The 16,016-nt window shown below is 37.5% G+C and carries 7 protein-coding genes; 2 read left to right on the plus strand and 5 right to left on the minus strand.

The features are described from left to right. The first annotated feature begins 103 nt into the window (after positions 1-103). Together I5M32_RS08855 and I5M32_RS08860 are read left to right on the plus strand one after the other, a co-directional pair. Positions 104-3,166, plus strand: a complete 3,063-nt coding sequence (locus tag I5M32_RS08855; protein WP_200585875.1) for a SusC/RagA family TonB-linked outer membrane protein — start codon at positions 104-106, stop codon at positions 3,164-3,166. A 9-nt stretch (positions 3,167-3,175) separates the two neighbouring features. Beyond that, positions 3,176-4,729, plus strand: a complete 1,554-nt coding sequence (locus I5M32_RS08860) for a RagB/SusD family nutrient uptake outer membrane protein (RefSeq protein WP_200585876.1) — start codon at positions 3,176-3,178, stop codon at positions 4,727-4,729. 192 nt (positions 4,730-4,921) lie between these two features. On the opposite strand, the gene I5M32_RS08865 is transcribed toward I5M32_RS08860, so the two are convergent. From I5M32_RS08865 to I5M32_RS08885, 5 genes are all read right to left on the minus strand, one after another. Further along, on the minus strand, positions 4,922-8,959 hold the full coding sequence (locus tag I5M32_RS08865; protein WP_200585877.1) for a hybrid sensor histidine kinase/response regulator transcription factor: 4,038 nt from the start codon (positions 8,957-8,959) through the stop codon (positions 4,922-4,924). A 445-nt stretch (positions 8,960-9,404) separates the two neighbouring features. Beyond that, positions 9,405-10,886, minus strand: a complete 1,482-nt coding sequence (locus I5M32_RS08870) for a RagB/SusD family nutrient uptake outer membrane protein (RefSeq protein ID WP_200585878.1) — start codon at positions 10,884-10,886, stop codon at positions 9,405-9,407. A 29-nt stretch (positions 10,887-10,915) separates the two neighbouring features. Then, complete coding sequence (locus I5M32_RS08875; protein WP_200585879.1) at positions 10,916-13,891, minus strand: SusC/RagA family TonB-linked outer membrane protein; 2,976 nt, start codon at positions 13,889-13,891, stop codon at positions 10,916-10,918. A 1,060-nt stretch (positions 13,892-14,951) separates the two neighbouring features. Continuing rightward, on the minus strand, positions 14,952-15,479 hold the full coding sequence (locus tag I5M32_RS08880; RefSeq protein WP_200585880.1) for a hypothetical protein: 528 nt from the start codon (positions 15,477-15,479) through the stop codon (positions 14,952-14,954). A gap of 68 nt (positions 15,480-15,547) precedes the next feature. Beyond that, positions 15,548-15,928, minus strand: coding sequence for an MmpS family transport accessory protein (locus tag I5M32_RS08885; protein ID WP_200585881.1), 381 nt, complete (start codon positions 15,926-15,928; stop codon positions 15,548-15,550). Between the last annotated feature and the right edge of the window lie 88 nt (positions 15,929-16,016).

Genomic DNA, 16,016 nt, shown 5'->3' on the forward strand with positions numbered 1-16,016 from the left:
TTATTAATCCCCCTTAAATCATTTAAACCTTTGCATAAATTAGCCCCCTCTTATTTATGAAGAGATACTAACCAAATTATTTATTCTTTAAACTTAAAGGAGCATGAATTTTTATTCTAAAAAATTGTATTTATCGCTTTTGCTAAGCATGGGCTTTTGGCTTTATGGTTTTGCGCAAAAAGATAATATAATTAAAGGTAAGGTGTTGGATGCGTATGACAAATCTGCACTCCCCGGAGTGAGCGTAAATGAAGTAGGGTCAAACAACGGCATACAGACAGACCTAAACGGAGAATTTTCGATCAGCCTAAAAACAAGCGATCCATCTCTAAAATTCTCGTTTTTAGGTTATGAAACGCAAACCATAAAGGTGCAAGGAAAGGCAACAATAACCCTAGAGCTTAAGCCTTCTGCCAAAGAGCTTAATCAGGTAGTGGTGGTAGGTTATGGTTCGCAAAAAAAGGCTAACCTTACGGGTGCGGTAGCATCTGTTAATATGGATGATATACAGGGCGTACCCATATCCAATGCTGCAACGGCATTACAGGGTAGGTTGCCAGGTGTAACCATAAGTGCATTTAGCAATCAGCCTGGTAAAAACGATCCACAGATAAGGATACGTGGTGTTGGCACCTTGGGCAATAACGATCCTTTGGTTGTTATTGATGGTGTACCAAGTGATGTAGGCGCTTTAGGAAATCTCTCGCCAGATGACATTGAAAGTATTTCGGTACTAAAAGATGCTTCTTCAGCTTCTATTTATGGGGTTAGGGCAGGAAATGGCGTTATCTTGGTAAACACCAAAAGGGGGCAAGCCGGTAAACCAACAGTTCAGTTTAGAGAAACACAAGCCATACAAACAGCCTTATTAAAACCTTCTTACATGGATGGTTTTACATGGGCAAGTACCTTTAATGATTATCAGGTAGAAACAGGTGCTGCCCCTGTTTATACACCAGATATGTTGCAGAAATTAAAAGATGGGTCTGATCCCAATCACTTCGGAAATACCGACTGGTTTGATGAGGTTTATAGGCCTGCCTCCTTTCAAAACCATTATTTTTCTGCCTCTGGCGGAAGTGAGCAGAGCAAGTACCTAGTTTCTGCTGAATACCAGAAACAGGACGGGTTAATGGTTAATACAGGATCAGATCGGATGCAGCTTAGGACAAACCTAGATAATAAAATTTCTAATGCCATAAGCTTTGGCTTAAACCTAAGGGGATACAAAGAAAAAATTAAAGAACCAGTTTTTTCTGCAAGCGGCAACTCAGGGCCAGGCGATAACGGTATCAACAGGCAGATTAGTGGGTTTACGAGACCAACAGTACCAATTAGATATAGCTTTGGAGAATATGGCTCAAGAGATGGCTCAACATTAGGCGGTATAAAAAACCCTTTGCAGGCCTTAAATGAACAATCTTATGGTACCGATAACTATCACCTTGATGGAAAATTATTTGCAGAGGTAAAATTCTTGAAAGATTTTAGCTTTACCACCAGTTTGGCCGCAGTATATGAAAACAGCAAAGAAGTGCAATTTATACCATCGCTCAATACTTACGGGCCAGATGATGAACTGCTTGCCTTAGGGGGGTTAAATACGCTCTACAATTCTTCCGCAACTTTTACTCGTTACATCAATGAAAATTTACTGCGCTACAATAAAAAAATCGGTAAGCATGATATCAAGGTTTTGCTAGGTCATACTTTGCAGCATGATGCCAATGAAAATTTTAACGCCGGAGTTGTAAACTTGCCAAGTAATAACATACGTGTTATCGGCGCAAGTTCTGAGCAACCTACCAATGGAGGCGGTGCTAATGCGCTATCGCTACAATCATTTTTAGGAAGAATCAACTATGTGTACGCTGATAAATACCTTTTTGAGGTAAGTGGGCGTATTGATGGTTCATCGCGTTTGCCACAATCTCAGCAATATCCGTTGTTCCCGTCGGTTTCTGCGGGATGGGTACTGTCTGAAGAACCATTTTTGAAGAATAATAAAATAATTTCCTTTTTAAAGTTAAGAGGTAGTTACGGAGAACTGGGAAACCAAGATATTGGAAATTACGCTTATTCCCAAAACTATAACGTAGGCCAGGATTATGTTTTTAACGGAACGCTTGTGCAGGGTGCTGCTATTACAAATTTAGCCAATCCTAACATCAAATGGGAAACCACAAAAATGTCTAACGTAGGGTTGGATGCAGAACTTTTAAACGGCAAATTGAGTTTAGTTGCAGAATATTTTTACAGAAACACTTCGGATATCCTATTTAGCTTACCAATTCCAAATACGCTGGGAGGCTTGGGTGCGCCTCCTCAAAATACGGCAAAGGTAAATAACAAAGGTTTTGAAATAACCCTTAACCACCAAAACAAAATCGGGAAATTTACTTATAATGTAGGCGTTAACGGTTCGTTTATCAAAAACAAAGTGGTTAGCTTGGCAGATCAAGACCAAGTAATAAACGGAAGCACCATTTTAAAGCCAGGCTATGCGATAGACTCCTATTATGGCTATATATCTACGGGCATTATAAGAACTCCTGAACAATTGGCGGCAGCCCCGGCCGGCCTTGGCACAGTACCATTACGTTTAGGCGATATTGCCTACAAAGATATGGATGGTGATAATAAAATCACTACCGCAGATCGCGTAATTATAGGAAACCAATTTCCAAAATTAAGTTACGGTATTAATTTAGGCGGTGCGTACAAAGGTTTCGACTTAAATGTTTTTTTACAGGGAATAGCGGGTATTAACCGTTATTACAACGACCCTGTTTCTATGGGTTTTAGGCAGCAGAAACTAAACATGTGGACCCAAAGGTACACGCCAATCAATACCGATGGTGTTTTACCAAGGTTTGGAAACCCCACAAATAATAATCCTATTTCTACTTTTGGAGCTTCAGAATCTTTTGGTTTCAAAGATGCTTCTTATTTAAGGTTAAAAAACCTAGAATTTGGTTATAGTTTTTCGGTAAAAAGTATTAGCAAAATAGGTCTTTCCAAAGCTCGCTTGTATTTCAGTGGGGTTAATCTATTTACTTGGTCTGGTGTGAAAAACTACGACGTAGAAAAAGGTGGTACAGACAATAGTTCATACGGCTACGTAAATACCAAAAATTACGCATTAGGTTTAAGTTTAACGTTTTAAATTAAAGTGATGAAAAAGACAATCACATTTCTCCTATATTTTTCCGTTTTCATGATAAGCGGATGTTCAAAGGATTTCTTAAATGAATCTAACCCCAATACCCTTTCAGAGGAAACATTTTGGCAAACACCTGCAGATGTTGATAGGGCTTTGGCAGGTTGTTATTCTGCTTTGCAAAACAACCAGATGTATAATGGTTCGGCGAATTACACAACCGCTGGTCTTATCAGGCTAGATATCATAACCGATGATAGTTATGCGAACAACCAAGGTATAGATGGCGGGGCCGTAGCCCGTGGCGAGCATAGCCCTACTGATGGTTATGTAAATGGTCTTTGGACCGGCTGTTACCGTTTAATTGCCAGATGTAACGTATTCTTAGAAAATGTAGATAGGGTAACATCTGTACCTGAAGCATCCAGAAACACCATGAAGGCCGAAGTGCGTTTTTTAAGGGCATTGGCTTACCAAAACTTGGCCATGATTTTTAGAGATGTACCCTTGATTACCAAGACACAAACCTTAGCAGAATCTAAGGTCCCAAAAAATCTAAATTCAGAGATAAATGCCTTCATAATTAGTGAGCTTAAAGACATAAGTTCTAGTGCTGATTTACCTATTACTGCAACCGCTGTTGGCCGGGTAGAAAAAGGTGCCGCATTGGCACTATTGGCCCGTCAATATCTATATGTTAAAGATTATCCAAATGCTGCCGCAACCGCAAAAACGGTAATGGATATACCAAACAGGTACGATCTTAAAACACCAGACAGTACTTTATTTAAACTCGCCGGTGAATCTAGCAAAGAAATTATTTTTAGGGTGGCTTACGCAGGGCCTTCTTTGGGTGTTGGTTCTGGTTATGCCGGTTATTTTTCTCCGGCCCCACCGGTAGGGTATGTGGCATTGCCAAATTTGGCCAATGAATTTTATTTTAAAGATGGGAAACCTAAAAGCACTTCTGCTTTATACGTCCCATCTAATGAGCTAACCAATCGCGACCCACGTTTTGATGCTACATTTTTAACTTCCAAATCACTATTCAGAGGCAAACCCCTTACTGCCAACAATCTTGTACCTACTGGTTACAGGGTAAGAAAATTTACTGAAGAAACTTCTATCGTAAACTTTGATTCGGGTCAGGATTTTTATGTTATCCGATACCCAGAGGTGCTTTTAACAAGGGCAGAAGCACTTGTAGAAAGTGGAAGTTATACAGAGTCTGAGGTAGATGGGCTTATTGATAAGGTTAGAGCAAGAGCTACAATGCCAACCGTAGAAGCGGTAGAAGGCACAAATTTAAGCCAGGCACAACTTAGGGCAATCATTAGGCATGAAAGAAGGGTAGAGTTGGCCTTTGAGGGTTTAAGATTCTATGATTTAAAAAGATGGGGAATTTATGAACAGGAAGCCGTTACCAAATATTTGGCGGTAGATAAAGCTGCTATACCTGGCCTACAAGGCAGGCTGCTCATCGGAGAGGTGAAGCACAGCGTTTTTCCAATCCCACAGCGTGAGCTTGATGCAAACAATGCACTTGTACAAGCCGACGAATGGAAGTAAGTTAGGGCAAAACCCAACTGATTAGAAATAGGTTAGAATATAACCCTAACAATATTTAAAACAATTAGAAGATCAATTTTGCCTTTTAATGCAAAATTGGTCTTTTATTCATATAAAAATTTCATCTTATCTTTAGTAAGGGCCAGTAAAAAAACAGACACATTTAACGCTAATGCAAAGGCAACAAGCTGTTTAAAAATCATCAATTTTGTTTTCGGTGGTTTTATTTTTTTTAAGGTAATCTGATGGATTTATACCATATTGTTTGTGAAAAGAAGTTCTAAAATATTTAAGATCATTAAAGCCAGATTTAAAAGCGGCCTCGCTTACGGTAAATTGTCCAGAGTTTAGTAGTTGAACGCTCCGCCTCAGCCTGATCAGGCGTTTAAATTCTAATCCAGACATACCCGTTAAGGCTTTTATTTTACGGTAAAATGTAGATTTGCTCATGTTAAGCTCTTTTGCAAAATCCTCGATAGAGAAATCATCTTTTTCGATATTATCTTCTACAAATTGAATAGCGTTTTTGATAAAATCGTTCTCGGTAGCTAAGTTTATTTCTTTTGGTTCTATACCAAAACGAGAAGAAAACAGTTCTTTTAATTTCTTTCTAGAGTCTAATAAACCTTCAACATAAGATAGAAGCACTTGTGGATTAAAAGGTTTTGAAAGGTAATTATCTGCGCCATATTTTATGCCCGAGATATGCGTATGATCATCAGATTTAGCCGTAAGCAATATGATCGGGATGTGTGATGTGCGCTTATCGGTTTTTAAGGTTTCACAAAGGTGTAGCCCATCAATCTCGGGCATCATAACGTCACTCACTATCAAATCTGGCATCTCTTCAAATGCCATAGCAATACCTTCTCTTCCGTTTGCGGCAGAGATAATATCGCTGGTTTTGCCTAAAAGTTTGCATAAATAAATATTTAACTCCTCATTATCCTCAACAACCAATACTAAGGGAAGGTCTTTTTTCTGTTTAAGTTTTGTGATGTTGGTATTCTCTGTTTCATCTATGTTTTTGTTATCCTTATCAGAAACAAGGGGTATAGCGTTGCTTGGCTCTAAAGGCAAGGTTATTTTGAAACTGCTGCCCTTGCCCTCATCGCTTTCTAAGGTTATGGTACCCTTGTGGAGTTCTACAAGCTCTTTAACAAATGCAAGACCGATACCCGTTCCCATGTATTTTCCGGGTTCTGTTTGGCTGGCCTGATAAAACCTATCAAATACCAATTGCTGCTCTGATTTTTTTATGCCCTTGCCGGTATCAATAATTATAAGTTCGCAGGTTGGCGTTAAACCGTTTAAAAAATTAACCGAAACGTGGATGCTGCCGCCAATTGGTGTAAATTTAAAAGCATTAGAAAGCAAATTGTACACAATATTCTCGAACTTATCCTTATCAAGCATCAGAAAGATCTGCCCAGTATTGGTATAAAATGCGTAGCTGATCTTCTTTCTCATGGCCTCATCTTGAAAAGATTCATAAATGACCTTTACCAATTGCACTATATCATAATTAGAGGAGTGCAGCTTGAGCAAGTTCATTTCTGATTTTTGTAAGTCTAATAGTTGATTGACTAAGCTTAGTACCCTTTTTGCTTGGTTTTGTATTTTATATATCGAGTTTTTCATTTCTGGGCTTATATTTTCACGAACCATATCTTCTAACGGCCCGATCATTAATGTTAGCGGGGTCCTAAATTCATGTGAAATATTTGTAAATACCTTACTTTTAACCTCTGCTATTGCATGCTCTTTTTCGTAGTTTAAATTTGCGATCTGTAGTTTGTTTTTCAAATTTATACGAACCAAGATAAACCAAATCAATAGATAAAAACCAGAAATGATAGCTACAATGTAAAGAGAATATGCCCACCAAGTTGCCCAGGGAGGAGACGAGATTTCTATCTGCAGTTGTGGCCCTTTGGTATTCCACTTTTGATCGCTGTTACTTCCCATCACACAGAAATTGTATTTACCGGGAGGCAAATTAGTGTAGGTTGCGGTTTTTCTGTTGCCACAATAAACCCAGTTTTTATCAAAACCTTCTAGCTTATAAGCATATTGGTTTTTGGTGGGTGCATGATAATCTAGCGCAGAAAAACCTAATGAGATTGTATTTTCTTTGTAGGATAAGTTTATTTTACGAGTTGCAAATAGGGAAAAGTTTAATATTCGGTTTTTTTCTTCGGGATTTTTAACCCTTATTTTTTTGTTGTTGATCATAAGGCGTGTTAAATACACGCTTGGTTTTCTGGTATTTAGCTTAATACTATCCGGATAAAATGAAACTACGCCTTTTATACAACCAAAAAACATTTCGCCGCTATTTGATAAAAACGCTGCGTTTTCAGAAAAATAATCTGTAACCAAACCATCATACATATCAAAGTTCCTGAAACTGCCTGCCTTTGTATTATATTGGGTTATACCTTTATTGGTACTCATCCAAACATTGTTGCTTTTATCGGTTAAAACAGCATGAACATAATCGCTAGGGAAACCCGCTTGGGCAGAGTAATTATTAATGATAATTTGATTTTTACTATTAAAACTTAACTTGTTAAGCCCTTGCTGTGTCCCTATCCATAAATTTCCAATGCCATCTTCTACAATTGCTAGTATGGTATTGTTACTTAGCCCGTATCTTTGGTTGATCAAGGTAAAACTATCGCTTTTTCTGTTGTACAAATGCAGCCCATTGTAGGTGCCCACCCAAAGGTTGTTCTTATGGTCAACAAGCAAGCAGCTAACCCTGTCATTTTGTAAATATCCGTTTGTTGCTAAACTGTCTCCGTAATTCTTAAAAACAGGTTTCCCGTTTTTATAAGCAATAAGCTTATTTAAACCCCTATCTTGAGTACCCACCCAAATGATACCGCTTTTATCCTTCGCAACCGCTGTTATTTTATCCCCACTGATGCTCGCGTTATCATTTTTATCATATCTGAACACCTTTATATCGCTGTTCTTTTTATCGTTGTTACAAACTGCAAGGCCTTGCGAGGTACTTACCCATAAAGATTGGTCTATCTTTGAAAAAGCCCGTACAGAGGAGCCGGCATTATCAAGGTTTTTCTTAAGAAAGTGCTGGCCGTCTTTGGCATAAAGTAGTCCTCCGCCTTTTGTGCCCAGCCAAAGGCCATGTTTATTGTCTTGCCATACCGCTAAAACGTGGGTATTGGTTAATCCGCTGAAAGCAAGAGAATGGTGACTGATGTTTTTAAAAGCCTTTTCGTAAGGATCGATCTTGCAAATCCCTCCTCCATCTGTCCCTATCCAAAGTATGCCGGTTTTATCCTGCTCAAGAGATAGTATGATTTTATAGTCATCGTTATAATTATTCTCGGGATTAAGGTGATAGCGAGTAAAATTGCCCGTTTTGGCATTAAATTTATTTAAGCCGTTTCCCCATGTGCCTGCCCAAATATTTTTTGCCCTATCTAAAAATAATACGTAAACATCGTTGCCGCTTATGCTTTTCTCATTACCGCTAACATTTACAAACTGCTGGCTTTGCTTAGTTTTGATGTTATAGGTTAACATCCCACTTCTCCAAGTGCCCAAATACAATATTTGTTTTTCTTCATCTAATGATATTGAAGCAATATCTAGGTTAGGCTGCTTAAGATGGATCGGGATAATTTTATTGCTTTCTATAACGTAGTGGTAAAGGCCCGTATTGCCGCCGATCCAAGCCCCGCCCTCACCATCGGCCTTAATGGCCGAAATTGTGCTTTTTAATTGCGTTTTTATAAATCGGTTTTTAGATAAAATAAAAAACCCCTTTCCGGTGCCAATAAACAGCTTACCCTGCTTGTTTTCTGTTAGCGCATTTATAGAGCTCCCTTTAAGCTCTTTTAATGCAGGATATTTTGTGATGGTTTCCCTTAAAAGATCGTAACTGTTTAAACCCCCGCTTTTGGTGCCAATCCATAGCTTATTAGCAGCCCCTTCTGCAATTACCTCTATAGATTGATCGCTAAAATTATTGTTAGAGCTAGATAAATTCCTTATAACGCTAAATCCATTCCCATCAAACTTGTTAAGCCCACCCCTGGTACCCACCCATAAAAAACCGTATTTATCTTGATGGATAGATGTGATTTCATTATTGGTGAGGCCGTTTTGATCAATATATCTTGTGCCGTTCTGAATTTGGGAGAAACCCATAATACCATAGCAAACAAACAGCATGGTAAGTAAATTTCTTTTGTTCAAAGATTGACGATTAAAAAAAAGAGCTTTTATTATTAAGCTATATTGGTGTGGCATAGCTGGGTTATAATCAAAACTACCTGTTATATTCTAAATATGGAATTACTTTTAGAAAGAGCGAAATAAAAGCTCCCGTTTTAAAAAAAACGATTATTATACCCCTGTTTATGAACCAAATTGCCCCCTTTGCTAAAGAGAAGAAATATAGATCATCTTTTTCTGAATTTTCTAAAAAACGTATGGATTTTCCATTTATTTTATAATTCTGTTGTTGGTTTTTCTGTATAAAGGGGTAGGGGTGTTTGGTTATAAACCAAGATCAGTTAAGAAGATTTTTGGAAATCAAATTTTAAAAGGGGCCTCTGCTTATGGTATTGAAAAAAAAGACCTCCATCGTATTATGGTAAAATACAATGGAGGCAAAAAATATGAACAGAATAAATACTTTTTATTGGTATCCCGGGTTTTGGGTAATACTTCCTTTTGAAATATCGATCTCTCTTTGTGGAACCGGCATCAGTACATTAAAGTCTTTTATGCTTGCCCTAGGAATTGATAGAAACGTAGAAGTGCTGTTTTTAATGGTTGAAACAAAAATGCCCCATCTTAACAGATCGAATTTTCTGATGCCTTCTAAGCTTAGTTCTGTTGCTCTTTCTTTTCTGATGGCCAATCGTAAACCATTTTTGTCTAATCCTGATAATGGTGGGATGCCCGCTCTTTCTCGAACCAAATTAATAAACTGATAAGCTCCGTCTGGGCCATTTAACTCATTTTCTGCCTCTGCTCTCATCAGTAAAACATCAGAATACCTAATGATTGGAACGTTTTGGCTGCTGTTGTTGTATTTGGTAACCCCCGGGCGGTTTAAAAATTTGCCGGTGATGGGGCCAGCACCAGGTGTATTTGGCGATACAAGTTGGTTTCCGTCTAAGTTTTCTACATAGCTGATCCCCAATCTCAAATCACCGGGTTCAAACATAGATTTTAATCCTGGCAAAAGCAGCATATTTTCAAATCCTCCGCCAAAAGCACTGGCCCCCCCTTTTATTTCAACATCCCTAGAGCCTGTCCATGTTCCAATTTGACTGCCAACTAAGTCTTGTTGGTATTGTCTGGCGAAAATCACTTCGTTAACTAAAGCCCCATTTTTGTCGGGAAAAAGCTGGTTATCAGCATTCTGATCCCACAGGCTATTATAGTTTTTTACCAAACCGTAATTGCTAGATCCTATAACCAGTTTGGCAGTTTCGTTCGCATTGTTCCAATCACCCATTGTCATATAAACCCTTACTAATAAAGATCTTGCAGCACCTGCGGTTACCCTGCCTGCATCTACAGCCGGATAAACAATAGGTAAATCTTTAATAGCCTCGTTTAGGTCTTTTTTGATAAGATCATAAACCTCTGTTACGGTATTTCTTTTGATCCCGACAATAGCATCGGGCCCAGATATAGATTTATCTAAAACCGGAACGCCACCGTAGATCCTTACCAAATCAAAATAATAATAAGCCCTTAAAAATTTTGCCTCTGCTACGATCCTGTTTCTAAGGGTAAGGTCCATATTGATTTTCGGGACATAATCTATCACCGTGTTGGCTCTGGCAATTCCTTCATAACTGTTTTGCCACATTACCGTGGCATCGCCATCTAATGCAGATAAATTTGCGAAATAAACCGAAGGCCTTTTATTATGGTAACCCTGGAAAGCCTCGTCTGTAGTAACACAGCCATAATAGAAGGATATGGTAGAACTAAAAATACGGGAATAAGCGGCGTTAACTGCTGCTAGTGCGTCTTTTTGATTGCCCGGGAATGAACCTGGTGTTAAAAAGCTTGTTGGTTTTTCTGTTAAAATATCTTTACAAGATGATATGCAAACCGACATTAATGCCAATAAACAATAGACTTTAAATATTTTTTTCATTGTTATCTTTTTTAAGATGATTGTATTTTTTAAAAATTAAACCTAGCACCAAGGGTAAATGATTTTGTTGAAGGGTCCTGGGCCAGATCATAACCACGGCGAGTATTGTTAAAGCCCCTATTCACCTCTGGGTCATAGCCACTATAGTTATCAAATAATAATACATTGGTGCCAGAAACATAAACTTGTGCGCCATTTAACCATTTGATATTCTTTACCGGTAGATCATAAGATAAGCTCACGTTTCTAAGTCTTAAGAACGAGCCATCTTCTACATAACTAGAGTTAGAAACTGTCAATGATCTTTGTACAGCTTGTACAGAAGGAACATTGGTATTGGTATTTGTTGGGGTCCATCTGTTTACAAACTCGGCAAATGTATTATTATCAAATGCTACACCAATACGAGACCCTGTTTCGTTAAATATTTGGTTTCCCTGAACAAAAGAGAAATAGAAGTTTAATTCTAACCTTTTATAGGATAATGTATTCCCTATACCGCCAAAAATCTTAGGGTTTGCATTTCCTATTATTTGCCTATCTAAAGTTTGGTTAATAACCTTGTCCCCGTCTATATCCACATATCTTCTACCACCCGGGAAAACCGAAAACCCCGAAAGGCCCGAGGCATCAATCTCTGCTTGTGAATGCCAGATACCATTTGCAACCAATCCATAGAACGAGCCTAAAGGCTGGCCTTCTTGTAAGATACCCGAAATAGAGGTTGAGCCTCTCCCGATATTATTTATCAAGACCTTACCCGTTGGATCTGATAGATCAAGTATTTTGTTTTTATTGGTGGCGATATTAAAATTGGTTGTCCATTTAAAGTTGCCTTTATCAAGGTTAACGCTATTAATTGTAACTTCAAATCCTTTGTTAGAAACCGAGCCGAAATTGCTTAAAGAGGTTTGAAAACCCGTTAACCATAATACAGGTACATTAACTAATAAATTGGTGGTTTTCTTAGTATAATAATCTAAAGAGGCCGATAATCTGTTTTTAAAAAAGCCCACATCAATACCATAGTTATATTGCTTGGTTGTTTCCCATTTCAAGTTGTCGTTTCCTAAAGTGTTTGCGGCAATACCTGCAACTAAAGATTGGCTTGCACCTAAAATGTAATTATTGCCATTCTGCGCCAGTTTTGTTAATGATGCGCCAGGATCTACTCCCGGGTTTCCTAATTCCCCATAACTTGCCCTTAGTTTCAAATTATCGAATGTCCCTAAATCTCTTATAAAGTTTTCATTACCTATATTCCATGCTAAGGCAACTGAAGGGAAAGTACCCCATTTATTATTTTTCGCAAAAACAGATGAGCCATCCAAACGGGCAGAAGTAGTTATCAGATATTTACTTTTATAAGAATAATTGGCCCTGAACAGATAAGACTCCAGTCCTTCTAGTGTGTTGTTAGATGTTGCATCACTACGTACTACCCCAGCTGCCAGATTGTTGTAAGCATACGCATCGGTTACAAACCCGGTTGTTTGCACAGAATTGTTAAAATTCTTAATGGTTTGCCTAGTGTACCCAAACAAGCCGCTGAAACTATGATCGCCTATCGTTTTGTTATAATTTAACGTATTCTCAATCAATAAGTTGGTGTACTCGGTATTATTAATTGTGGCAGTACCCTGATTTGCGGTTTGCGAAAAAAGCGTGGTTGGTAAATATTGGTCGGTTCTGCCTGTATTATAGTTTAAACCAAAATTCAATTTGTACTTTAAACCTTTAAGGATCTCTAATTCTCCGTAAGCATTTCCTATCGTTCTAAAAGCATATGTGGTATTTAAGCTTTGGACCGAAACACTCACAGGGTTATCAGAAGCTAATTCTGTTGTTTGAGTTTGATAGGTAAAATTACCATTGGCATCTTTTACCGGAATTGTTGGGAACCACCCTATCAAATCTTCGGCAGAAGTGTTTTTATCCTTGTTAATGGTGCGGCTTAAAGAAAGGTTGGTCCCAAATTTAAACTTCTCGCCTATCTTATTCTCGGTATTTACCCTAAATTGATAGCGTTTAAAATTACTTTCTATGTGAATACCGTCTTGATCTAGGTAATTACCAGATACATAAAATATACTTTTATCATTTCCACCAGAAACCGAAAGGTTATGGTTCATCATCAACGCATTATTTTTATATATTTCCTTCTGGTAATTTGTACCTGCACCCAATGATTCTGGATTTGGATAGGCAAGAAAGCCCTTTACCTCATTTTGCCAGCTCGCAAATTGGGCTGCGTTCATTACGTTTAAAAATCTTGTAGGAGAGGCAAAATTCGCATAAGTGTCGTAACTAATTTTGGTAACTCCTGCCTTGCCTTTTTTTGTAGTGATTATTATTACCCCGTTTGATCCTCTTGAACCATATATGGCTGTTGCCGAGGCATCTTTTAATATCTCAACCGACTCTATATCTGCGGTATTGATATCGTTTAAATTTCCGGCACCAACAAAACCATCAATTACGTAAAGTGGTTCATTATTGCCTTGAAGAGAATTGCTGCCCCTTATCCTGATGGTAGAAGCAGCCCCAGGTGCCGAGGAAGTGGGCGTTATTTGTAAGCCCGCAACCTTGCCACGCATGGCATCATCCAAGCGTATGGTTGGTGTTTGCTTTATTTCATCTGCTTTGATCGTACCTACCGATCCGGTTAAATCTGATTTTTTGACGGTTCCGTAACCTATAACCACCACTTGATCAAGGCTATGTACGTCAGATTGAAGCACTATATTGATTTCAGTCCTCGCATTTACAGTAACTTCTTTTGTTTGATAGCCTATAAAACTAAATACCAGTGTTTGATTAGGCTCTGCCTGAATAGTGTAGGCACCATCTGAAGTTGTAGTTGTACCAAAAGAAGTGCCCTTTACAGATACGCCCACACCCGGTAATGTTAGCCCTGTTTCGTCTTTTACAAATCCTTTTACGGTAATTTTTTTTACTTGAGCATCCAGACTTGAAAAGTTGATGAATGCGAATAAAAGAAGCATTAATAAGCTCCTTTTTTTAAGGATAATTAGTTTAGTTTCATTCATAAAGTGTGGTTTAAAATTGGTTTAAATTAGGACATAGAAAGTTGTTTGGCTCAAATTCCTATCCTTGGTTTATAAAATCAAATGTAAAAGATTAGGCCGCTCGGTAATAGGGTAATCAATTCAAATAACAGGTACAAATGGTTCAATAGGAGGGCCATATTATACTGGAAAAATGCTTAAATTAACCTTATTAAGATAATTGCCAGAAATGGCTTAATGCCCCATTTGGGGGTACACTTTGAGATTTATCCTAATACGATCAAAAATCTTTTCTTAAACTTTCCATTTGTAATTTATAGCCAGAAAATGATGTCAAGAGTATGGTATTTGGGTATTTTACCCTTGTTTTCTTATAGAAGCCGTGTTTTAGCTTATGGATATTCTTTTTGAATTTTTTAATGATCTGCTTTAAAAGTCAGCCATTAAAATTTATAGGTGCAACACTATTTATGTCGGTTGGTTTAACTGTTAACTTTAACAAGTATTTACTTAGCTAAATTTATCTTTTACGCTTAAATACTCCTTTTACCCTAGATAAAGAAGCCTGTTTTTTTACAACCTGAGTTATATAATTGAACAAGCAAAACTATGATGGGTTGGGCGTTTTAACTTTCTACCAACTCTTAAAGGAATTTTTTTTTGTCTTTTAACTCCGATCAGGACGACTTTAAAACGATACCGCTTCAATTGTAACGCTCTTATAAGATTCACAAAATCAGGCGTAAATTATCTAAAACAAATATGAATAATCGAATTTAGGCTTAAAGGCTGCCAAATTGTTTTATCGCCAATCTAAAGAGAACCATTCTTAATTATTTTATAGATTAGCGATATAGCTATTGGTTTTAGTTATTAAATATCTGTTATCAAAGGGTTTTATTTGCTTACTTTTGCTTTAGAGGTTTAACAGGCTTCAGGTTTGTTTTACAAATGGATTTTAACCCAGCTTTCTTTATTTTGTGTAATTTAATTACAATTGAAAAAAAAATAAAAACAAACCTTTAAGGTAATCTTTTTAAAACTTAATGGCCAAGCCTAGCCTTGCGTTAGTAGAACCTACATCGCCAAGTTCTAAAAACACACCTATTTTATCATTAAAATAATATTTGCCCCCAATATGTATCCCAATAAAAAGCCCACTACCGTATTTATTGCCCAAAGAACCTCCAAAATCGTCTTTCCAAGAGAATATACGATACCCCAAAGAAGGACCAGCATATAAATCGATATGCTTGTTATTTACTTTTAACAAATTGTTGAAATGATAAGAACCCCTGGCTGCAAGATAGATTGCAGTAAATTTTGAATTTACACCACTGGCTCCAAAATCTGTGGCAAGGTAATCGAAATTTCCACCAACACTAATATTATCGTTGATTCCTTTCTCAAACGATGCCCCAAACGGAATGCCGTTATCATAAAAAGAATTAACACCAATCCCAATGTTTAGTAGTTTATCTGTTTTGCTAAATGCGCCATTTTGGGCAAAAACTTTAGATAAGCAGAAGAGGTAAATTAGTATCCCGTGAAATAATTTTTTCATTTAAATAAATTTAAAAGCAACTTGTTAACCATTGCTACTATGTACAAAAACCAATGTTTAAAAGCCTGTTAATAAGTAAAACTAAGTCCGCCAAAAATGATAGTTCCATTATTATTTGCAGTTTGCGTTGCTGTTTGTTTTATTTGGCCACCAATATATAAATTAGCCACTGCAACCTTGCCAGGCGTGGTAGTACCGTTAGATGTAAACACTACCGCCTGAACAGAATTTTGCACCGTTAACTCTTTTGACCAAGGCAAAGACTGTACGGTAACATTTTCTGCTACCCCGCTACTGTTGGTGTAAACCATTGTGAAACTGCCGGTTGCGTTTCCTGTAATTTCATATTTTACCTTTCGGGAAGTAGCGTTATTGCTCTTTTTGTCTTTAGAGCAAGAACCAATAATTAGTATTGCACCAAGTGCGCTTAAAAGAAATAAATTTTTCATAACTGAAGTATTTTTTGTGAGTTTTAAAATTATATTACTGAGAAGTTAACCCTCCCTTTATTTATCATAACAAAAATATTTGATGTTA

It is taken from the genome of Pedobacter segetis (genome assembly GCF_016623585.1).
Lineage (GTDB): Bacteria > Bacteroidota > Bacteroidia > Sphingobacteriales > Sphingobacteriaceae > Pseudopedobacter > Pseudopedobacter segetis.

Excerpts from the sequence above, each read along its gene's own strand:
- I5M32_RS08855 (WP_200585875.1), top strand. The coding sequence starts at position 104 with ATGAATTTTTATTCTAAAAAATTGTATTTATCGCTTTTGCTAAGCATG.
- I5M32_RS08860 (WP_200585876.1), top strand. The coding sequence starts at position 3,176 with ATGAAAAAGACAATCACATTTCTCCTATATTTTTCCGTTTTCATGATA.
- I5M32_RS08870 (WP_200585878.1), bottom strand. The coding sequence starts at position 10,886 with ATGAAAAAAATATTTAAAGTCTATTGTTTATTGGCATTAATGTCGGTT.
- I5M32_RS08875 (WP_200585879.1), bottom strand. The coding sequence starts at position 13,891 with ATGCTTCTTTTATTCGCATTCATCAACTTTTCAAGTCTGGATGCTCAA.
- I5M32_RS08880 (WP_200585880.1), bottom strand. The coding sequence starts at position 15,479 with ATGAAAAAATTATTTCACGGGATACTAATTTACCTCTTCTGCTTATCT.
- I5M32_RS08885 (WP_200585881.1), bottom strand. The coding sequence starts at position 15,928 with ATGAAAAATTTATTTCTTTTAAGCGCACTTGGTGCAATACTAATTATT.